Origin of the sequence: Amycolatopsis sp. CA-161197, from assembly GCF_050942255.1 — a bacterium.
GTDB lineage: Bacteria > Actinomycetota > Actinomycetes > Mycobacteriales > Pseudonocardiaceae > Amycolatopsis.
This window is the reverse complement of record NZ_CP192059.1, coordinates 6,885,104-6,905,745: the sequence shown is the minus strand read 5'-3', so window position 1 is coordinate 6,905,745 and position 20,642 is coordinate 6,885,104. Positions and strand designations below refer to the sequence as shown.

13 protein-coding genes and 1 pseudogene are annotated in these 20,642 nt (G+C 71.5%); 7 read left to right on the top strand and 7 right to left on the bottom strand.

Annotated features, from left to right (window positions below; translation table 11 throughout):
* Window positions 1–7: 7 nt before the first annotated feature.
* Window positions 8–1,558 carry an APC family permease gene (locus ACQPXB_RS32300; RefSeq protein WP_432845521.1) on the bottom strand — a complete coding sequence of 517 codons (1,551 nt, stop codon included), beginning with the start codon at window positions 1,556–1,558 and terminating at the stop codon, window positions 8–10.
* A 159-nt stretch (window positions 1,559–1,717) separates the two neighbouring features.
* On the opposite strand from ACQPXB_RS32300, the gene ACQPXB_RS32295 reads away from it, so the two are divergent.
* The 5 genes from ACQPXB_RS32295 (at window position 1,718) to ACQPXB_RS32275 (ending at window position 8,023) form a co-directional block, all read left to right on the top strand.
* Window positions 1,718–3,106, top strand: a complete 1,389-nt coding sequence (locus tag ACQPXB_RS32295) for a flavin monoamine oxidase family protein (RefSeq protein WP_432845519.1) — start codon at window positions 1,718–1,720, stop codon at window positions 3,104–3,106.
* Between the two features lie 30 nt (window positions 3,107–3,136).
* Window positions 3,137–4,003 carry a TetR family transcriptional regulator C-terminal domain-containing protein gene (locus ACQPXB_RS32290; RefSeq protein WP_432845518.1) on the top strand — a complete coding sequence of 289 codons (867 nt, stop codon included), beginning with the start codon at window positions 3,137–3,139 and terminating at the stop codon, window positions 4,001–4,003.
* A 30-nt stretch (window positions 4,004–4,033) separates the two neighbouring features.
* Window positions 4,034–4,627 (top strand): TetR/AcrR family transcriptional regulator, encoded by a 594-nt coding sequence (locus ACQPXB_RS32285; protein WP_366582279.1) that lies wholly within the window; start codon window positions 4,034–4,036, stop codon window positions 4,625–4,627.
* Window positions 4,628–4,832: 205 nt separating this feature from the next.
* Window positions 4,833–6,899, top strand: coding sequence for an acetate--CoA ligase family protein (locus ACQPXB_RS32280; RefSeq protein ID WP_432845517.1), 2,067 nt, complete (start codon window positions 4,833–4,835; stop codon window positions 6,897–6,899).
* Window positions 6,869–8,023 (top strand): acyl-CoA dehydrogenase family protein, encoded by a 1,155-nt coding sequence (locus tag ACQPXB_RS32275; protein WP_432845516.1) that lies wholly within the window; start codon window positions 6,869–6,871, stop codon window positions 8,021–8,023. Before ACQPXB_RS32280 ends, ACQPXB_RS32275 begins: the two co-directional genes overlap by 31 nt.
* A 75-nt stretch (window positions 8,024–8,098) precedes the next feature.
* Here ACQPXB_RS32275 and ACQPXB_RS32270 read toward each other — a convergent pair whose 3' ends face one another.
* Together ACQPXB_RS32270 and ACQPXB_RS32265 are read right to left on the bottom strand one after the other, a co-directional pair.
* Window positions 8,099–13,684: a DUF6531 domain-containing protein gene (locus ACQPXB_RS32270; RefSeq protein ID WP_432845515.1), complete on the bottom strand. Its 5,586-nt coding sequence runs from the start codon at window positions 13,682–13,684 to the stop codon at window positions 8,099–8,101.
* A gap of 130 nt (window positions 13,685–13,814) precedes the next feature.
* Window positions 13,815–14,852, bottom strand: coding sequence for a bile acid:sodium symporter family protein (locus ACQPXB_RS32265; protein ID WP_432845514.1), 1,038 nt, complete (start codon window positions 14,850–14,852; stop codon window positions 13,815–13,817).
* Between the two features lie 98 nt (window positions 14,853–14,950).
* Between ACQPXB_RS32265 and ACQPXB_RS32260 the strand changes: the two genes are divergently transcribed.
* Window positions 14,951–15,799 carry a LysR family transcriptional regulator gene (locus tag ACQPXB_RS32260; protein WP_366582274.1) on the top strand — a complete coding sequence of 283 codons (849 nt, stop codon included), beginning with the start codon at window positions 14,951–14,953 and terminating at the stop codon, window positions 15,797–15,799.
* Window positions 15,800–16,076: 277 nt separating this feature from the next.
* Here ACQPXB_RS32260 and ACQPXB_RS32255 read toward each other — a convergent pair whose 3' ends face one another.
* Window positions 16,077–16,670: a sigma-70 family RNA polymerase sigma factor gene (locus ACQPXB_RS32255; RefSeq protein ID WP_432856876.1), complete on the bottom strand. Its 594-nt coding sequence runs from the start codon at window positions 16,668–16,670 to the stop codon at window positions 16,077–16,079.
* 153 nt (window positions 16,671–16,823) lie between these two features.
* Window positions 16,824–17,039: pseudogene (locus tag ACQPXB_RS32250) on the bottom strand (RNA polymerase sigma factor); the annotation flags it as partial.
* Window positions 17,040–17,558: 519 nt separating this feature from the next.
* Between ACQPXB_RS32250 and ACQPXB_RS32245 the strand changes: the two are divergent.
* On the top strand, window positions 17,559–17,828 hold the full coding sequence (locus tag ACQPXB_RS32245) for a WhiB family transcriptional regulator (RefSeq protein WP_285974314.1): 270 nt from the start codon (window positions 17,559–17,561) through the stop codon (window positions 17,826–17,828).
* Window positions 17,829–17,956: 128 nt separating this feature from the next.
* Here the strand turns inward: ACQPXB_RS32245 and ACQPXB_RS32240 are convergent, their stop codons facing one another.
* Window positions 17,957–18,937: an RNA polymerase subunit sigma-70 gene (locus ACQPXB_RS32240; RefSeq protein ID WP_432845513.1), complete on the bottom strand. Its 981-nt coding sequence runs from the start codon at window positions 18,935–18,937 to the stop codon at window positions 17,957–17,959.
* 15 nt (window positions 18,938–18,952) lie between these two features.
* A complete protein-coding gene (locus tag ACQPXB_RS32235; RefSeq protein WP_386950337.1) occupies window positions 18,953–20,509 on the bottom strand; it encodes an MDR family MFS transporter in 1,557 nt (518 codons plus the stop codon).
* Between the last annotated feature and the right edge of the window lie 133 nt (window positions 20,510–20,642).

Here is a 20,642-nt window from a genome sequence, read left to right as displayed (position 1 = left end):
ACGCTCCTCAGCGGCGGAAGAAGGCGGGGTAGACGCGGCGGCACACCAGCAGCACGACCAGGCCGAGCACCAGCGAACCCGCGCCGATCACGAACGTGCCGCCGACCTCGACGCCGGTGAACGGCAGCGGCCAGCTCGTGCCGCTCGACGACGGGTCCCACGCGTGGACGAGGCTCCACGTCCCCGCGGCGAGCAGCACGACCCCGCCGATCGCCGGGAAAACCGTGCGCAGCCACAGATCCGCGGCACTCGTGCGCCATTCGGCGCGGTGGGCCCAGGCGGACGTCAGCCCGGTGAGCCCGTAGTAGAACGCGATCATCACCCCGCAGGCCGACACCGCGTCGCCGATGACGAGCCCGTGGCCGAGGAAGTTCAGGGCGATGTAGACGATCGCGCCGACGACCCCGACCGCGATCGTGCCGACGTGCGGGATGCGGAAGCGCGGGTGCACGCGGGCCAGCGCGCGGGGCAGGGCGCCCTGGTCGGCCATCGACAGCACGGTGCGGCTGAGCGTGAGCACGGTCGTCTCCGTCGACGCGGCCGCCGAGGTCAGCACCATCAGGATCAGCAGGTGCCACAGCACCGAACCGAAGCCGCCGGCGCCGAACACCGCGGTGCCGAACGCGTAGAAGACGTCACCGGAGTTGTCCGGGTTGGTCAGGCCGATGCCGCTGTCGGCGATGCCGGCGAACGACACCGCGGCGAACGTCGCCAGCAGGTACACACCCAGCAGCAACAAGGTGGAGTAGGTCGCGGAGCGGCCGGGCGTGCGGCGGCGGTCGGCCGTCTCCTCGTTGACCGTGATCGCTGTTTCCCAGCCCCAGTAGATGAACAGCATGAGCACCACACCGCTGACGAACGCACTCGGCGACGCGCCCGAGAACGGGTTGAGCCACGACAGCCGCGGCCGCTGCATCCCGGCCGGCGCCGTGCCCGTGTACACGCGCACGAGCGCGACCACCGAAAGCACCAGCAGCATCCCGAACTCGAGGAACAGCAACGCCCGCTGCACCGCGGCGGCGATCTCGATGCCGCGGTAGCAGATCAGCGTCATCAGCGCGAGCCACCCGAGCCCGGCCAGCAGCACCCACGGGTTGGCCGGGTCCGACCCGATCCCGTCGGCGCCGAACAGCAGGAACACGTACTGCCCGGCGACCTGCGCGAGGCTGCCGACCACGAGGACGAACGACGCGATGATCGCCCAGCCGCCCAGGAACCCGAGGCTCGGGCTGAGCACCCGAGAGGCCCACGTGAAGATCGTGCCGCAGTCGGGATCACGGCGGTTGAGCGCCGCGTAGCCGAAGGAGACGAACAGGATCGGGATGAACGCGACCAGTACCACGGCCGGCGCCTGGAAGCCGACGTAACCGACGATGAACGCGAGCGTCGCGGCGAGGCTGTAGGCGGGGGCCGCGGAGGCGACGGCGAGGATCAGGCTGGCGGCCATGCCGAGCGCGCCGGAGCGCAGGCCCTTGTCGGCGAACTCGCCGCCGGCCGCGACGTCGGTGCGCAGCTGGGCGGCCGTGAGTGCCTGCGAGGATTGCGGCTTTCCGGTCATCGCCACTCCTGTTTCTCCGGTTTCCCAGGTACTGGCAGCCGAACGCAACGACTGATTGACGAGTCAGCCTGGACGTGGCGCCGGTCACTGTCAAGACTTCGATCGCAACTTTCTGACTTCAGTTGACCGGTGAGTCAATGTTGCGCCACAGTGGTCGGTGTGACTACACGAGAACGACCGGACGGCGACCCGGGTGTGGTGGTCGTGGGTGCCGGGTACGCCGGGCTGACCACCGCGTCGCGGCTGGCCGACGCCGGGATCGACGTCGTCGTGCTGGAGGCCGGCGACAGCGTGGGCGGCCGCGTGGTCAGTGAGGTGACCGCCTCGGGCGTGCGCGTCGACCACGGCGGGCAGTGGATCGGGCCGACACAGCGCCGGTTCCACGCGCTCGCGGCCCGCTTCGGCTGCGCGACGTTCCCGACCTGGGAGACCGGCCGCCACGTCGAGGTCTGGCACGACGGCACGAGCGTCGGCTACTCCGGCGCCGCCCCCGACACGGGGCCCGGGATCGCGGAGTACGAACGCGTCACCGCGCTGCTCGACGAGCTCGCCCGCACCGTCGACCTCGCCGAACCCTGGGCCACGCCGCGGTTCGGTGAGTTCGACGCATTGTCCGCTCGGGAGTTCTTCCGTTCGCAGACCCGCGACGAGGACGCGCTGCGGCGCCTGGCGCTGGCCGTCCAGGGCGTCTGGTGCGCCGAGCCACGCGAGATCTCCCTGTTCCACGTGCTGTTCTACCTCGCCTCGGCGGGCGGTTACGAGCAGCTGATGGAAACCCGAGGCTGCGCGCAGGACGCCCGGTTCACCGACGGGGCCGACGCGGTGGCCCGCGCGATGGCCGCGGCGCTCGGCGACCGCGTCCGGCTGGGTGATCCCGTGCGCTCGATCCGCCAGACCGCGGACGGGGTCGAGGTGACCACCGGCCGCACCGTCGTGCGCGCGGCCCGCGTCGTGGTCGCCGTGCCGCCCGCGGTGCTGGAGCGGATCGCGTTCGACCCGGTGCTGCCGCCCGACCGGCTCGGATGGGCGCGTCATTCGCCGATGGGCCGGGTCGCGAAGGTGCACGCGGTCTACGACACGCCGTTCTGGCGCGCGGCCGAACGGTCCGGAATCGCCACGCTGTACGGCGAAAGCCCGGTCGGCGTGGTGTTCGACAACTCGCCCGAGGACGCGTCGCGCGGCGTGCTGGTCGCGTTCGTCTACGGCGACCGGCTCGACCGGTGGGCCGCCTGCGACGAGGCCACGCGCCGGTCCGCCGTCCTGGCGGCACTGTCCGAAGTGGCCGGTCCCGGCGAGCCGATCGAGTACGTGGAGAAGATCTGGCCGCACGAGGGGTGGACCGTCGGCGGCTACGAGTGTTTCGTGACGCCGGGGGGCTGGACGGCCCACGGCCGCGACGGCTGGCGGGCGCCGGCCGGGCGCGTGCACTGGGCCGGCACGGAGACGGCGTCGGTGTGGAACGGCTACATCGACGGCGCGATCTCGTCGGGCGAGCGCGCCGCGGGTGAGGTGATCAGCGCGCTCGAAGTCGTCGAGCAGCCGGGCTGACGCGCCGTGCCCTGGCATACTGGCCTGGCCATGACCAGTACAGACGATCGGCCGGACACCACCGCGGTCGAGCCGGGGGAGCGGGTGCGCACCGCGCTGCGCTCCGCCGGGCTCTCTCAGCGCGAGCTGGCGCAGCGGATCGGGATGGATCCCACCGCGTTGTCCAAGGCGTTGCGCGGCACGCGGCGGCTTCGCGACGAGGAGCTGGCCGCGATCGCCAAGGCCTCCGGCGTGTCCGTGCGCTACCTGGCTTCCGGCGCCGGCCCCGCGCCCGTCGCCGCACCGGACGGGCGGCGCGACCGGGCGCAGCCGGTGACCGCGCAGGAGCGGCGCGACCAGATCCTCGAGGCCGCGACCGTGCTCATCGCCCGCCGCGGCTACCACAACGTGCGCGTCTCCGACATCGCGCGCTACTGCGGCACCAGCACCGCGACCGTGCACTACCACTTCCCGAGCAAGGAAGCCGCGCTGCACGCCGCGCTGGAGTTCTACGCGCGGCGCTTCCGCGAGCGGCTCGACGAGGAGTTCGGCCAGGCCAGTTCCGCGCGCGAGAAGCTGCGGCGGCTGATCGAGGTGCAGCTGACCCTCACGCCGGACGACGTCGACGAGTGGTCGGTGTGGATCCAGTTCTGGAACCAGGCCATGCTCGAACCCGAGCTGCGGCCCGCGCAGCGGCGCATCTACTCCAGCTGGCGCCGGCTCGTCGTCGACCTGCTGCGGGAGTGCCGCCGCGAGGGACTCGCGCCGGAGGCGGACGTCGAGGCGCTCGCCGACCGGTTCACCGCGATGGTCGACGGGCTGGCGATCCAGATCCTCGTGGGTTCCACCGACCTGACCCCGGACCGGATGCGGACGTTGCTGCTGCAGGCGTTCGAGCCGCACCTGGTCCTCGGCTGACCGGCCGCGCCCCGACGAACAGGAGCCCCCGTGCCACGCCCGAACGTCGAGGCGGAGCGCCGCGAGCAGATCCTCGACGCGGCGTGCGAGGTCCTCGCCGAGCGCGGTCTGCACGACTTCCGGCTGGCCGACGTGGCGCGCCGCGCCGGCGTCAGCTCCGGCACCATCCACTACTACTTCGACGGCAAACGCGCGGTGCTCAGCGCGGCGTTCGAGCACAACTACCGCCTGTCGATCTCGCTGCGCCGGACGCTGCTGGCGGCCGGGGGCCCGCCGCTGCCCGCGTTGCGGGAGCTCGTCGAGTCGTTCCTGCCGCGCCCCGCCGAAGCGCTCACCGCGTGGCGCGTCTGGGCGGAGCTGTGGGCCGAGGCGATGCGTGACGAGCAGTTCCAGGCCATCAACGAGACCCTCTACGGGCAGTGGCGGCGCCTCGTCACGGACTTGATCACGCAGGCCCAGGCCGACGGTTCGGCGCGCGCGGGGGACCCGGCCGCGCTCGCGAACATGCTCGTCGCGATGATCGACGGCCTCGCCGTGCAGGTGCTCGCCGGGTCGCGGGAGATGACCGCCGACCGGATGAACGCGACCGTGCTGCACTTCCTGGACAGCTGCGTCGCCGCCTGAGTTGCGTGTTGCGAAACTGCGGCTCCTGAGGCTGCTCCGAACGGGGCCCGATCGACTCATAGGCACTGCCAAGTAACGGAAACTGCTCGGATACGGGCTTGTCCGCGATCGGATCGCAAGGTATAACTGACGAGCCAGTCAGCTATAGGGACGTCTCGTCCGAACCCCCTTTCACCGCAGCCGCGAGAGCCCCGGAGGGCGACCCGTGTCCGTGCCCGACGCTTTTCTCGACCCCGCTTCGATCGCCGTCGTCGGGGCGACCGACGACCGTGCCAAATGGGGCTACTGGCTCGCCACGGGCGCCCTGCGGGGTGCCCACCGGCGGGCCGTGTGGCTCGTCAACCGCCAGGCCCGGCCGCTGTTCGGCCGCGACAGCCACCGTTCGGTGGAGACCGTGCCGCAGGTGCCGGAGCTCGTGGTGCTGTGTGTGCCGGCGCCGCACGTGAAACCCGTTGTGGCACAAGCACTCGAGCGTGGCTCCCGGGCGTTCCTCGCGATCACCGCGGGCCTCGGTGCCGACGAACCGGAGCTGGCGCGGATGCTGCGCGACGCGGGCGCGCACCTGCTCGGCCCGAACAGCCTCGGGCTCTACGACGCGGACGCCGACCTGCAGCTCGCGTGGGGCAACTTCACACCGGGCCCGCTCGCGATCGTGTCGCAGAGCGGCCAGCTCGGCCTGGAGATCGCGACCCTCGCCGCACGGTCCGGGCTCGGCGTCTCGCGGTTCTACTCGGTCGGCAACCAGCTCAGCGTCACGGCGGCGGACCTGCTGGAAGCGCTGGTCGAGGACGAACGGACCACCACCGTCGCGCTGTACCTGGAGGGATTCACCGAAGGGCCGCGGGTGGTCGCCGCGCTTCGGGCACTGCGCCGCGCGGGCAAGCACGCGCTGGTCCTGAGCACCGGGGCGAGCGACGGCAGCCGCCGGCTCGCGCGTTCGCACACGGGCTCGCTGACCTCGGCCGTCGCCGTGGTCGAGGCCGCCTGCCGGACGGCGGGGGCGCTGCGGGTCGCGACGGCACAGGAGCTCGTCGGCACCGCGCGGTACCTGTCCTCGGCCACGCCGCCCCGCGGCCGCCGCGTGGCGATCGTCAGCGACAGCGGTGGCCAGGGCGGGCTCGCGGCCGACGTGGCCGCCTCGCTGGGGCTGTCCGTGCCGGTGTTTTCCCCTGAGCTGCAACGCAAACTCGGCGACCTCCTGCCCGCCGCGGCGGCCGTCTCGAACCCCGTCGACCTGGCCGGTGCCGGTGAAGCGGACCTCACCGTCTACGCGGCGGTGAGCGAGGCCGTGGCCGCTTCGGGCGAGGCCGACGCGGTCGCGTTGTCGGGCTACTTCGGTTGCTACGGCGAGGACGCGCCGGTTCTGGTGGACGCGGAGAACGCCGTCGTCGACCGGCTCGGCCACCTGGCCGGCGGCGAGGTGCCGGTGGTGGTGCACAGCATGAGCGAGCGGTCGGCCGCGGTCGCGCGGATGGCGCAGCGGCGGCTCCCGGCGTATCCGGCGATCGAGTCCGCGCTCGGCGCGCTGGCCAACGCCGCTTCGCTCGGCCCGGGCCGCGACCTCGCCGCCGAGAGCCGGTTCGGGCTGAGCCGGGCCACGGGCTACTGGCACGCGCGGGAAACCCTGGTGTCGCTGGGCATTCCGGTGCCCCGGGCCGTGCGGGTCGACGACGCCGCCGCCGTCACGCGGGCGTTCGCGGACCTGCGGGCCCCGGCCGTGCTGAAGGCCGGCTGGGTGGAGCACAAGAGCGAGCAGGGCGGTGTCCGGGCCGGGCTGGCCGACGCGGGTGCGGCCGTGGCGGCGTTCACCGAGATGTCCGCGCGGCTCGGGCCGGGGGAGTACGTCCTGGAAGAGCAGGACACCCGAGCCGGTGTCGTCGAACTGCTCGTCGGCGCGCGCCGCGACCGCGACTTCGGGCCGACGATCACGGTCGGCTTCGGCGGCGTCGAAGCCGAGCTGTGGCGAGACGCGCGGGTCGAGCTGGCCCCGGTCGACCGGGCCACGGCGCTGGCCATGCTCGACGGGCTGCGCTGCCGCCCGCTGCTGGCGGGCTGGCGGGGCAGGCCCGCAGTGGCCGTCGGCGCGCTCGCCGACGTGATCGTCCTGGTCTCCCGAGCCATCGCGGCCGATCCCGGCCTCACCGACCTGGAGCTCAACCCGATCCGGGTCGCCGCCGACGGGGTGCTCGCCGTCGACGCGCTGATCCTGCACGAGCCCGACCACTTCCCCGAGGAGGAACCATGCCCCAGGCAGCCGAACCCTGGCCCCTGACCGACGAGCAGCGCGACATCGTCGAGCTCTGCCGGCAGTTCGCCGTCAACGAGATCCGCCCGCGCGGGCGCGAGGTGGACGAGCGCGACGTCGAGTCGCCCCTGGACATCTTCCGCTCCGCCGCGAAGGCGGGGATCACGGATTTCATGCTGCCGGAGGAGTTCGGCGGCGGCGGGTTCACCGATGTCGTGACCCAGTGCCTGGTTCAGGAACAGCTGTGCTGGGGCGACCCGGGCATCGGGAACTTCCTGTGTTCCAACGGGTTCTTCGCCGATCCGGTGCTGGAGCTGGGCACGGCCGAGCAGAAGGAGGAGTGGCTGCGGCCGCTCACCGGCCCGGAACCGCTCTACACCGCGCTCGCCACCACCGAACCGGGCTCGGGCTCCGACGCCGCGTCGATCACCACGACCGCGCGCCGCGTCGAGGGCGGGTACGAGATCACAGGCCAGAAAGCCTGGATCTCCAACGGAGGACTGGCCGACCAGTACGTTGTTTTCGCCAAGACGGATCCCGCGCAACGGTCGTCGGGAGTCACGGCTTTCCTGCTGCGCAAGGGAACCGAGGGCATGACCTTCGGCGAGCCGATGAAGAAGATGGGCCAGCGCGCCATCGTGTGCCGGGAGATCTTCTTCGACCACGTCTTCGTCCCCGAAGCGCAGCGCCTCGGCGACGAGGGCCGCGGTTTCCACGGGCTGATGAGGACGTTCGACATCTCCCGCATCGTGCTCGCCGCCGCCGCGACGGGCGCCGCGCGCGCCGCCTACGAATACGCGCGCGACTACGCCCGCGAACGCACCCAGTTCGGCAAGCCGATTTCCGAGCACCAGGCCGTGGCTTTCCGGCTGGCCGACATGGCCACGCGCATCGAGTCCGCGTGGCTGCTCACCCTCAACGCCGCCCGCCGCATCGACGCCGGGGAGCCCGCCACGAAAAACGCGGCCATGGCGAAACTCCAGGCCTCGGAGACCGCCATGTTCTGCACCTGGGCCGCCGTCCAGACCCTCGGCGGCTGGGGCTACTCCCGCGAGTTCCCCGTCGAGCAGTGGATGCGCGACGCAAAACTCGAAGAACTCGAAGAAGGCACCTCGGACATCATGCGGCTGGTGATCTCGCGCCAGCTGTGAACCCGGCTCGGACCGGGTCTCCCGACCCGGTCCGAGCCGGTGCTCAGTACGCCACCCGTGCGGTTTTCGCGCCGGTCATCCGTCGATCTCCATGGCGTCCGGGTCGGCGGCCCAGCCCGGTTCGCGGCCGGCGCGCTGCTGGCTGACCATCTGCTGCATGCGTTCCTGCTGCTGCCGGATCCGGTCCTTGATCGCCTGGTCGGACATGTCGACCTTGGGGTCGTCCTTGACGTAGTCGTCCGCTTCCTTGAGCTGCTCGTCGGTCGGCGGCTTGACGCGGTGGCCCATCTCCTTTTCGTGGAGGAACATCGGCATGTCCTCTTTGGACACATTGGCGCCGTCCCGCACGACGTCGCGCGCCGTGTGCATCTCGATGACGTCGTCGTGCGAGACCGGCGGGGTGTGGGTGGTGCCGCCCGGGACGCCGACACCACCGGTGCCGTCGCTGTACTCGATCGACTTGCCCTCCATCTTGTCCACCATGTGGTGGTAGGAGTCGTCGGCGACCTTGCCCTGGGTCGTGCCGGCGGTCGGGCGGAAGGAGTCGCGGTTGGGCGCGGGATGCTCCGCGTGGGTCATCTGCGGCTCGTGCGGGGTCTCCATGTCGTTCTTGTAGTGCGGGTTCGGCTCCCAGTCCTGGATCCTCTTGGGCACGCCGGGAGTCTTGGTTTCGCTGACGTAGGCGGGGTTGTCGATCATGCCCCCGTCCTTGTGCTGGTGGGCGTAGGTGAGTTGGTTGAGCTGGACGCCATCGCTCGGCCGGCCCTCCCGCAAGGTGTTGCCGAGGGATTCGCGGTAGGTGTCGGCGTTGAACCCCGAGCCGTCCTTCTCACCGCGCACGCCGGTGCCGATGTTGTCGCGGTGCGCCTGCGCCGACTCCTGGTAGGCGGGCGCGTCGTCCTCCATGCGCCTGGCGTCCTTGATGTTGGCCGCCTCGTCCGGGGTCTTCGGCCCGCGATCGCCGGCCTTGACGCCGTCACGGATCTGGGTCTCGTGCGCGTTCGCCCGCTGGAACTCGTCGCCGCCGATGGCCTTGTACCCGATCGGGTGTTCGGACTCGTGTGTCTTGCCGCTGACGAGCTTGTTGGGGTCCTTCCAGGTCGAGTCGTTCTTGATCTCGTTCTGGTACTTCTCCCAGGTGCGGGCCTGTTCGTGTTTGGTGGTGCCGTAGCTGCCGTCGGACTTGGCCGGGTTGCCGTCCGGCTTGGTCTTCACCTTCGGCGCCCTCTTGCTCGGCCCGGGGGTGTTGCCGGTCGGCTGCTGCTTCGCCTTGCTCACCTTGGACTTCGACGGGCCGGTGGCCGCTGCCTGCTGCTTCTTCTTCGCCGCACACGGGGTGACGGTCGGAGCGAGACCGAGCGGGTCGGCCAGCGCGGTCGGGTTGAGGACGTAGGCCTGGGAGTCCGGGCCGGGGTCGAGGCCCAGCGGGTCGTGGGAGAGGTAGCGGCCGACCTCGGGGTCGTAGTAGCGGTTGAGGTTGTAGTGCAGCCCGGTCTCGGCGTCGTGGTACTGGCCGGGGAACCGCAACGGCGTGGTGGTGCGGCCCGGTCCGTCGAGGACCTTGCCCCAGAGCGTGGCCTGGCGGTGCCACGCGACCTCCCCGGATTCCTCCAGCAGCTCGCTCGGCGTGCCGACGAGGTCGGTGACGATGGTGTGGAACCGCTCGTCCGGCGTGCCGAGGACGCGTTCGGTCTGGGTGAGGGCGCGGCCGGTGCCCGGTTCCCACTCCCACACGGTGGCGACCTGAGGCTGGCCCGCTCCGGTGCGCACCTGCTCGGCGAGCGTGTCCCCGTCCCACGCGAACTGCACCTGTTCGGCCACCCGGCCGTCCGGCGTGAGGCGCTGCTTGGCGACGCGGCGGCCCAGCGCGTCGTAGCGGTAGCGCCAGTGCTCCCCTTGGGGCGTGAGCACCGAGGTCAGCCGGCTCTCGGCGTTCCACCGGAACTGCCACTGCGGGCTCGCCGGCCCGGCACCGCGCAGGGTGGTGCGGCCTTCGGGGTCGTGGGCGTAGCGGACCGCTCCCGCGGCGGTGAGCAGCGTGCCGCGGTACTCGCGCGGCCCGGCCGTCGGCGCACCCGGCGTCTGCGCCTGGGCGATGACACCGGTCTGGTGGTAGGCGTAGCTCTCCTGCCAGCCCTGACCGACGACGGCCCGGACGCGGCCCGCGCGGTCCACGGTCAGCGTGCGGGGGCCGGTGATCGCGTCGGTCACCGAAGCCAGGTAACCGTCGGCGAGGTAGCCGTACTCGCGGTGCTGGGTCGTGCGGGCGCCGGCGACGACCGTCTGGGCCACCAGCCGGTCGCCCGGGGCCCAGCCCTGGCGCAGTTCCGCGGCACCGAAGCGGCGGACCCGCTCGTGGCCGGCGAGGTCGTGCTCGAAGCTCAGCGAGCGGTTGCCGACGTGCAGCGCGGCCAGCGTGCCGGCCGGCCCGTACTCGAAGCGCGACGCCGCGCCCGAAGGCGTGTGGCGCACGCGGCGCCGGCCGAGCTCGTCGTACTCCGAGCGCACCACGCGACCGTCCACAGTCTCGGCGACCACACGGCCCAGTGCGTCGTAGGCGAAGGTGACCTCGGCGTCGGCGTTGCGCGCGGCCACCATGCGGCCGGCCTCGTCGTAGGCGAAGGTCGCAACGTCTTCGCCGGTGACGCGGCGGACCACCTGGCCCATCACGTCGCGCTCCAGCGTCGTGGTCTCCCCGGCGCCGTTGGTGCGGCCGATCAGCTGCCCGGCCGCGTCGTAGCGGTAGTGCAGGGTGCGGCCGTTGAAGTCGGTCTCGCCGGTGAGGTTCCCGGCGGGGTCGTAGCGGTAGTGCCAGACCAGGCCTTGCTCGTTGGTCACCGACACCAGGCGCAGCTCGGTGTCGTAGGCGTAGGCGAGCCGCTCGCCGTCCGGGCCGGTTTCGGCCACCGGCAGGTCGAACTGCGCGTACTCCGTGCGCGTGGTGTTGCCGCGCGCGTCGGTGCTCTCGTCGGTGTTCCCGACGGCGGAGTCCTTCCACCGCCACGTCGCGCCGTCCGGCTCGATCCGTTCGGCGAGCTGGTCGCCCGCCGCCCACGCGAGCCGGGTGAGGCCGCCCAGCTCGTCGGTCATCGACGTGGTGCGGCCGAGCAGGTCGTAGGTGTAGCGGGTGACGGCGCCGTCCTCGTCCTCCACGCTCAGCGGCCGGCCCGCCGCGTCGGACTGGATCCGGGTGGTGCCACCGAGCGCGTCGGTGACCACGGCGACGTTGCCGCGCTCGTCGTAGGCGTAGGAGGTCCGGGCACCGAGCGGGTCGACGACACCGGTGACCTTGCCGCGCGCGTCGTACTCGTAATGCCACGTCGCGCCGTCCGGGCCGATCGCGGCGACCGGGCGGCCCTGCTCGTTGTACTCGGTCAGCGACCGTGTCCCGTCCGGCGCGGTGATCGCGACGACCCGGCCGGCCTCGTCCCGCTCGTAGCGGACCTGGCGGCCCAGCGGATCGGTCCGGGTGAGCAACCGGCCGTGCTCGTCGTAGGCGAGGCTGGTGGTGTGGCCCAGCGCGTCGGTCTCGGCGATCACCCGCAGCCGGTCGTCGAGGTGGAACCGGCGCACGGCGCCGAGCGAGTCGGTGACACTCGTGACGAGGTTCTCGCGGTCGTAGTCGATCGTGCAGTCGAGGTACCCGTCGGTGCCGCGCGCCTGCACGACCCGGCCCGCCGCGTCGAACCCGTAGCCGTACCAGCGGCCGTTGACGTCTTCCCAGCGCACGATCCGGCCGTCGGCGTCGTAGGTGAAGCGGGTCGGTGTGCCGGCGGCGTCGACGACCTCGGCGAGCCGGCCGCGCGCGTCGTAGGCGTAGCTCGCGACCACCGTGCCGTCGGCGGCCCGCAGCGCGGTGATCCGGCCGCCCGCGCTGTCGAACAGCACCCGGGCGCCGGAGGAGTGCACCAGCTCCGCCGGCACCCCGTTCACGCCGGGCACCACGTCGATGCGGTTGCCGTCGCCGTCGAAGATCGTCCGCAGCGGGAACACACCGTCGGCGGACTGCTCGAAGAACAACGTGTGCTGCTGTTCCGGGTCCTCGACCAGGTAGCCGTCCTCGACGCGCCGCAGCGGCCGTGCCGGGCCCGCGACCGGCAGCACCGGGGAGCTCACCGGCACGGGGTAGCTCTGCAGGCTGCCGTCGGCGAGCGCGACGTGCAGGCCGTCGTCCTCGACCTCGAGCCGCTGGTCCACAGTGGACGCCCACGACGGGCCGAAGAAGCGGCCCGCGCGGTAGGACGAGATGTGCGTGCGCGACACCTCCAGCGGCAATGCGCCGGGGATCTCCAGGTCCGTCTGCGTCAGCAGCATCCACCCGGTGGCCACGTCGATCGGGTCACCGCACACCGACCGGTCCGGCGGCGGGGTGCCGTTCTCGTCCGGGTTCGCGTTGCTGTCCTTGACGCTCTTGCCGCCGCTGCCGGAACCACCCGAGCTCGAGGTGACCGTCTTGTCGTCACCCAGCCCCTTCGGCGTCTGCACCGGAGGCGGTTCGGGGTCGGTCTTGAGCGGGGGCGGGTCGCTCTTCAGCGGTGGCGGGGTGCCGCCACCGCCGGTGGAGCCGCCGCCGGAACTCGACGCGTGGGTGGCGTCGTCCCCGCCCTTCGACGCCGGTGGTGGGGTGTAGTCCTTGGCGTCGCCGGAGTACCCGGAGGCGGAGGTGCTGTCGTCGCCGCTCGATTTGCCGGGCGGCGGTGTGTAGTCCTTCGGATTGCCCTCGTATCCGGAGCTTTTCGTGGAGTCGTCCGCACCCGATTTGCCCGGGGGTGGGGTGTAGTCCTTGGGCGTGCCTTCGTAGCCGCCGCCCTTGGGAGTGCCGCCCCCGTCGCCGCCGGGCGTTTTCACAGGCGGGGCCTTCGGCGTGCCGCTCAGGTCCTTGGTCTTGGGCGGCGGGGCGACCTTGCCGCCCTTGAGACCCTTGAACGCCTTCCCCGCGTCTTCGAACAGCGTGCCGGCTTTCTTCAGCAGCGGCACGAGTGCTTTGAGGGCTTTGACCAGTTTGGTGACCAGTCCGGTGATTTGCGAGGCCGTTTTCGCGACGGCGCTGACGACCTGCGGGACGACCCAGGCGAGGCCGATGCCGAGGGTGAACACGACCTGCAGGGCCCAGCTGATCATGTGGCCGATGAGCTCGGAGATGATGTCGCGCACCAGCGTGCGGACTGCGGCGACGACTTCACCGGCGGTCTTCACCCCGGACGAGGCACCTTCGCAGCCCTTCTGCGCCGCCTGCAGCGACGTCGCCAGGTCCTGTCCCCGCTGCCGGTAGGCGTCCGAGGCGGATCCGGACCAGGACTGCAGGTCGGCGTTGATCGCGTCGGTCAGGTCCGAGGAGACGCTGCCGAGTTCTTTGGCGACGTTGGCCCAGGTCTCCGATTGGGCTTTGATCTGATCCGCGTTGCCGGTGAGCCCGTTGAGCGCGTCCTTGAGCGGGCCGACGTGTTCCATCAGCCAGGAGACGCCGGCCGCGAGAATCGCGCCGAACGGATCCATCGCCACGGACAACGCGTCCAGCGCGGTGCCGACCGCGCCCATGGCGACCGACGCCCAGTCGCCCGACTCGATGGCGGTGGAAAGGTCGTTGGCCGATTCCAGGAGCGAAATTCCCGAATAGGCCTTCGTCGAGTCCTGGGTCTGCGCGATCAACGGATTACTCACATTGGCACGCTAGCAGCGCCGAGCCGTCAGCCTGGCCCCGAACTGCGCGGTTGCCTGATAGTCCCGGGTCCCTGAGCCGACCGTGCACAATTGTCCGGAGACGCCACGATCGGGTGACCCGTTCCGGGGATCAGCCGACTTCGGCGGGAACGACCTCACTCGGCTCGTCGGCCGCCGCCTGGCGGGCGTAGCGGCGGGCCATCGCGGCGCACACGATCAGCTGGATCTGGTGGAACAGCATCAGCGGCAGCACGATCAGGCCGACCTGGCCGTGGCCGAAGAGCACGGTGGCCATCGGCAGGCCACTGGCCAGGCTCTTCTTGGAGCCGCAGAACACGATCGTGATGCGGTCGGCGCGGTCGAAGCCGAGCAGGCGCGCGCCGACGCTCGTGGTCGTCAGCACGGCGGCGAGCAGCACCACGCACACGCCCAGCAGCACGAACAGCGGGCCGAGGTTGAGCTGGTGCCAGATGCCCTCGGTCATGCCCGCGCTGAAGGCGGTGTAGACGACGAGCAGGATCGAGCCGCGGTCCACGAGCTTCAGCGGCGCCGAGTGGCGGCTGACCCCGCCGATCCAGCGGCGCGCGAGCTGGCCGGCCACGAACGGCACGAGCAGCTGCAGCACGATGTCCAGCACCGCCTGCCCGCTCACGCCGGGGCCGTCGGTCGAGAGCAGCAGCGCGACGAGCAGCGGCGTCAGCACGATGCCGAGCAGGTTCGACACCGACGCGCTGCAGATGGCGGCCGCGACGTTGCCCTTCGCGATCGAGGTGAACGCGATCGACGACTGCACCGTGGACGGCAGCAGGCACAGGAACAGCACGCCGGTGTAGAGCGGCGAGGTGAGCAGCCCGGGGGAGAGGAACGAGGCGGCGAGGCCCAGCAAGGGGAACAGCACGAATGTGGCGGACAGCACAGTGACGTGCAGGCGCCAGTGTTTCAGGCCGTCGATGGCTTCCTGGCTCGAAAGCCTTGCGCCGTAGAGGAAGAACAACAGTCCCACCGCGATGTTCGCCGCGATCCCGAAGCCGGTGGCGGTGCCGCCCGAGGCGGGCAGGAGCGACGCGACGCCCACCGTCAGCAGGATGGCGGCGATGAACGGGTCGATCCGCAGCTTGGCCAGCAGTGCGGAAACGGGGCGGGTCAGCGGGGCGAACACGGTCGTCATGGAACTCCTTTCCCACCCGATTCTCCGGTGCGGCACGGTCATTCGGAACCCCGATCACCGTACTCACTGTCATTGTGGGCGCCGATAAGATGTGACGCATGCTGGATTCGCGCCTGTGCCGCTCCTTCCTCGCGGTGGCCGAAACCCGCAGCTTCACCGCAGCGGCCCGGAGGCTGGGTGTGGGCCAGCCCACAGTCAGCCAGCACATCCGGCGCCTCGAAAAGGAAGCCGGCGGGCTGCTGTTCCAACGCGACACCCACGCCGTCGACCTCACCGCGCGCGGGCAGGCGATGCTGGGCTTCGCCCAGACCATTGTGGACACCGAGGAGCGCGCCTCCCGTCACTTCCGCGGCACCCAGGTGCGCGGGCGCGTCCGCTTCGGAGTGTCCGAGGACTTCGTGCTCGACGAGGTGCCCGAGATCCTGCGCCGGCTGCGCCGCAGCCACCCGCTCGTGGACGTGGAGCTCCACGTCGAACTGTCCGATGTGCTCGCCCGCCGCCTCGCCGAGGGCCGCCTCGACCTCGTGCTCGGCAAACGCCGCCCCGGCGCCCCCGGCCCCGGCCGCGTCCTCCGGCGCGAACCCCTGGTGTGGATCGGCTCGACGGCCACGGTGCTCGAACCGGGCCAGCCCGTGCCGCTCGTGCAGTACCCCATGCCCTCGGTGACCCGCCAGCTCGCCGTCGAGGCCCTCGAACGCGCCGGCCTCGAATGGCGCGCCGCCTGCCTCACCTCCAGCCTCACCGGCCTTCGCGCCGCGGCGGCCGCCGGCCTCGGCATCACCGTCCACGCCCGCAGCCTCGTCCCGGACGGCCTGCTCGAACTCCCGGCCCACCTCGGCCTCCCGGACCCGGGCCCCGTGGAGTTCATGCTCCTGCTCCGCGACGCGACGGAAGGCCCCGCGGCGGCACTGGCGGATTTCGTGGTGGCGAAGCTCGGGGAGGAGTGATCGATTCGGCCGCGGACTGGCTTTAGGGAGCTGTCTTCGTCGCCCGCCGCTGCTGAGCGGTGTCGGGGCCGCCTGCTCGGACTTGCGCGTGCGCGTGCGCGTCCAGCGGGACCCCTAGTGCCAGGGACCGTTCAAGGTCACCGATGTGGGTGACGCACCCGCCCTTCGGTGCTCGGCGCAGGGAAGATCGCGCCCCTCTTCGAACAGACGTGGGTGACCGCGCCGCCGCATTCGCTCGGCGCGTGGGAGTTTCTGACCCACCGCTGCGGCAGGCAGGTCACCCCTGCCTGCCGTTGAGCAGGTTCCGCAGCCGCAGCAAGGCGCGGTGCTGGGAGACGCGCACGGCGCCCGGTGAGGAGCCCACCGCTTCGGCCGTCTCCTCCGCGGTCAGGCCGACCACCACGCGCAGCAGGACGATCTCGCGCTGGCGGTCCGGCAGCACGTCCAGCAGGCGCGCCAGGCGGGTGGTGAGTTCGGTGCGCAGGGCGTGTTGCTCGGGGCCGTCGACGGTGTCCGTGCGGTCGGGCGGGTCGGGGACCGGGTCGGTGCGGTTGCGGGCGGCCGCGCGGTGGGCGTCGGCGACCTTGTGCTGCGCGATGCCGTACACGAAGGCCAGGAAGGGACGGCCCTGGTCGCGGTAGGTGGGAAGGGCGGCGAGCAGCGCGGCGCACACGTCCTGGGCCACGTCGTCGGCGGAGGCGTAGGCGCGGTCGGGGCCGCCGAGGCGGCCGCGGCAGTAGCGGACGACCAGGGGGCGGACGGTTTCCAGCAGCTGCGCCGCGGCGAGCCGGTCGCCCGCCATGGCGGCGGCGACCGGGCCGTCGAGGTGGTGCCAGTGGTCGGGGAAGCGCGGGCCGGTGCGGGACTTCACGTCCCGGAGCGTCGCTTCGACGTCGAGGCCCCGCCGCAGGGCTCCGGTCAGCGTCGCGTCGGCTTCCAGGAGCAGGGTCACGAGGGCGTCCTCCCCATCCGGCAAGGCCGGCAAATCGGGCCACGACGACACGCGGCGGTTGAGCCGTTCGCGCGCGTGGCGCAGGTTCGAGCGCACTGTGCTGGCCGGCATCCCAAGGGCCGTCCCGATGGCGGCGGGGGCGAACCCGTCGAGCGACCACGTCAGCACGGTGCGCTGCGTGTCCGGCAGCGTCGCGAGCAGCTCGACCCCCAGGGCGTTCCGCTCGACGAGCGCCGTCAGACCGTCGTCCGCCGGGACGTGCTCCCCGGCGAACCTTTGAACGGCCACGCGCACCCGCGCGCGCGGATCGCCCGGCGGCCACACCTGCGCCTCGTGCGACAGCGCGTCCACGGCGGCCTCTCGCGCCACTGCCGGGTCCAGGCCCAGCTTGCAGCCGAAGGCCACCAGAGGCGGGAACTCGGCGCGGAAGAACCCGTCGAACTCGTCCACTCCCACCCCCGTCCGGTCCGCGCTGCCGTAGGAACAGGTGCGGTGAGGACGGCGCCAGGTGTAACGATTCGATGTCGGCACCACGTGTGACGACGCGATCGCGCGGGTACCTCTCCCCGAGCGCCAAAAAGATCAGTGTGAGCTGGGCCCGTAACGCTGAGGAACAACCGCCGTCGGTGGTAAGTTGGAACTTCGGTCGTCCGCTGGCCCCTGAATGTGGGGCGCCGGCGGGTCGGCCGGAAGCCCACCGAGCGTCACCCGAGCTGTACAGCTCCTTGCGAGTTGTGCTGCGCCGTGCGCCCGGAGAAGTCGGTTGACCGAGAAAAGACAATGTTCGACAGGAGGTGAAACGCAACAATGGAACTCACGAGCACCGGCTGGCTGTCCCGCGCAGCCTGCCAGGACGAGGATCCGGAACTGTTCTTCCCGATTTCGGACGTCGGCCCCGGAGCCCGTCAGGTCGGCGAGGCCAAGGCGGTCTGCGCGCGCTGCCCGGTTCGCGAAGCGTGCCTTTCCTACGCCCTGGACAACGGGCTGGACAACGGCATCTTCGGGGGAACCACCGAGCTGGAGCGCCGCAAGCTGGTCCGCACCCGCTCCGCCGCCGAACGGCATCAAGCCGCCTGACCGCGTGCCGGTGACCATTCCCGGAGGCGAAGGCGAGACTTTCCCGGAAATCCCCACGGGGACCGGCTTGCGCCCGGGTGGGCGACCTGATCGAGGTCACCCACCCGGGCGCTTTTTTTGCCCGGCGGTCATTCCGGGAGCGTCTCCGGTAATCCGTACGGCTCGAACGACGCCGTTTCGAACGCCGCCATCGCCGTGACCAATCCGTGCTCCACCGTGAGCACGCTGATGCCGAACCGGCGGAATCCGCTCTCCCCGGGCCGGCGCACCCACGTGGCAACCGCGGGCTGCCGATTCGCACGCACCGCGATCATCCGGAACCAGCCCGTGAAATACGGCGACCGCTCGTCCATGCTCGTGCGCAGCGCGGCGATGATCCGCTCCCGGCTGTCGAACCAGAGCGCGTAGGGCGGCATCACGGCGCGCGCGTCCTCGCGCAGCAGCTCCGCCACCGCGTTCGGGTCGCCCGCTTCGTACGCGGCGATGAGCCGGCGCAGCAGCTCGGCTTCTTCAGCAGTGGTCGTCCCGGCGGAAGCCCACTCGGCACGGCGCGCGGGCAAGTGCGTACGCAGCGTTTCGCGGGCCCGTTGCAGCGCGCTGTTCGCCGAGGCCACCGACGTCTCCAGCACCGCCGCCGTGTCCTTGGCCGACCAGTCCAGCACGTCACGCAGGACCAGCGCCGCCCGCTGCCGGGGCGGCAGGTGCTGGATGGCGGCGAGGAACGCGAGCTCGATCGTCTCGCGCTCGACCACCGCGGCGCCGGTGTCGTCCGGCGCCGCGACGTCCAGCAGGTTGTCGGAGATCGGGCCGAGCCACGGCACGTCGAGCGCGGCCGGGGTGCCGGCCGGGTCGGCGGCCGCGCCCAGCTCGTCCGGCAGGACACGACGGGGCCGGCGGGCCAGGGCGTCGAGACACACGTTGGTGGCGATGCGGTACAGCCACGTCCGCACGCTCGCCCGGCCCTCGAACCCGCTCCGGCCCTTCCACGCCCGCAGGAACGCCTCCTGCGTGAGGTCCTCGGCGTCGGCGAACGAGCCGCTCATCCGGTAGCAGTGCACCCGGATCTCGCGCCGGTGCCGTTCGAGGAGCGTGCCGAAGTCGTCGTCCACGCGGAGAACCGTAGCTCAGGCGGCCTCTTCCGCGAGCCGCTCGAGACCGCTCTGGGTCTTCAGCGGCAGGTGCTTGAGGAACGCCACCGCCACCACCACGAGCAGCGCGATCGGCGCGGCGATGAGGAACAGGTCGCTCGTCGCGGTGCCGTAGGCCTCGCGGATCACGTTCGCGATCGGCGCGGGCAGATCGGCCAGGTTCGGCACCTTCTCGCTGCCGCTGCTGCTCATCCCCGGCATCGGGCCGAGGCCCTCGGTGATCAGCGCCGTGACCCGGTTGGCCAGCACCGCGCCCAGCGCGCTCACGCCGATCGAGCCGCCCAGGCTGCGGAAGAACGACAGCGTGGAGGTCGCCGCGCCGAGGTCGGTGGCAGGCACGTCGTTCTGCGTCACCAGCACCAGGTTCTGCATGAGCATGCCGACGCCGACGCCCAGCACGAGCATGAACAGGCTCAGCTCCAGCACGCTGGTGTGCGCGTCGATGAGCCCGAGCAGCCCCAGGCCCGCGGTCAGCAGCACGGCACCCAGGATCAGGTGCCCCTTCCACCGCCCGGTGCGGCTGATCAGCTGACCCGACACGGTCGAGGACACCAGCAGCCCGAAGATCATCGGCAGGCTCATCAGGCCGGCGACCGTCGGCGACTTGCCGAGCGAGAGCTGGAAGTACTGCGAGAGGAACACCGTGCCGCCGAACATCGCGACACCCACGAAGAAGCTGGCGATCGTGGTCAGCGAGACCGTGCGGTTGCGGAACAGGCGCAGCGGGATGATCGGCTCGCGGACCTTCGTCTCCACGAACACCGCGAGCGCCAGCACCACGACACCCACCGGCACGAGCACGCCGGTCTGCCAGGAGCCCCACGCGAACGTCGAGCCGGCCAGCGACGACCACACGAGCAAAGTGGACACCCCGAGCATGATCAGGAACGCCCCGAGCCAGTCCACGTGCGCCTCGCGCCGGATCGTCGGCAGCTTCAGCGTGCGCTGCAGCAGCAGGATCGCGGCGAGCGCGAACGGCACGCCGAGGAAGAAGCACCAGCGCCAGCCGAGCCACGAGGTGTCCACGAGCACACCGCCGATCAACGGCCCGGCCACGGTGCCCACGGCGAACACGGCGCCGAAGATGCCGGAGAACTTGCCCAGCTCCCGCGGCGACACGATCGCCGCCATGATCACCTGCGCCAGCGCCGTCAGGCCACCACCGCCGATACCCTGCGCCACGCGGCTCACGATGAGCAGCTCGATGTTCGGCGCGAAGCCCGCCACCAGCGAGCCCACCACGAACAATCCGAGCGACAGCTGGATCAGCAGCTTCTTGTTGTAGAGGTCGGACAGCTTGCCCCACAACGGAACCGTCGCCGTCATCGCGAGCAGCTCCGTGGTCACCACCCACGTGTAGGACGACTGCGACCCACCCAGCTCGGACACGATCCGCGGCAGCGCGTTGGCCACCACGGTGGAGGCGAGGATGGCGACGAAGATGCCCATCATCAGCCCCGACATCGCCTGCAGCACCTGCTGCCGGCTCATCGCCCCCGAGGCGGCGGGCGCCTCGGTTTCGGACACGGTCATGGAGAGATCCCCTCGGAGTACTCGGGTGGGTGGGGTGGTCGGCTCGGCCCGGTTCGGGTCGAGCGCGGGTTCGGTGGAGAACGGTGGCGTGCGGTTCAGCGCGCCCGGCCCGGTCTGCGGTCGGGCCGGCTTG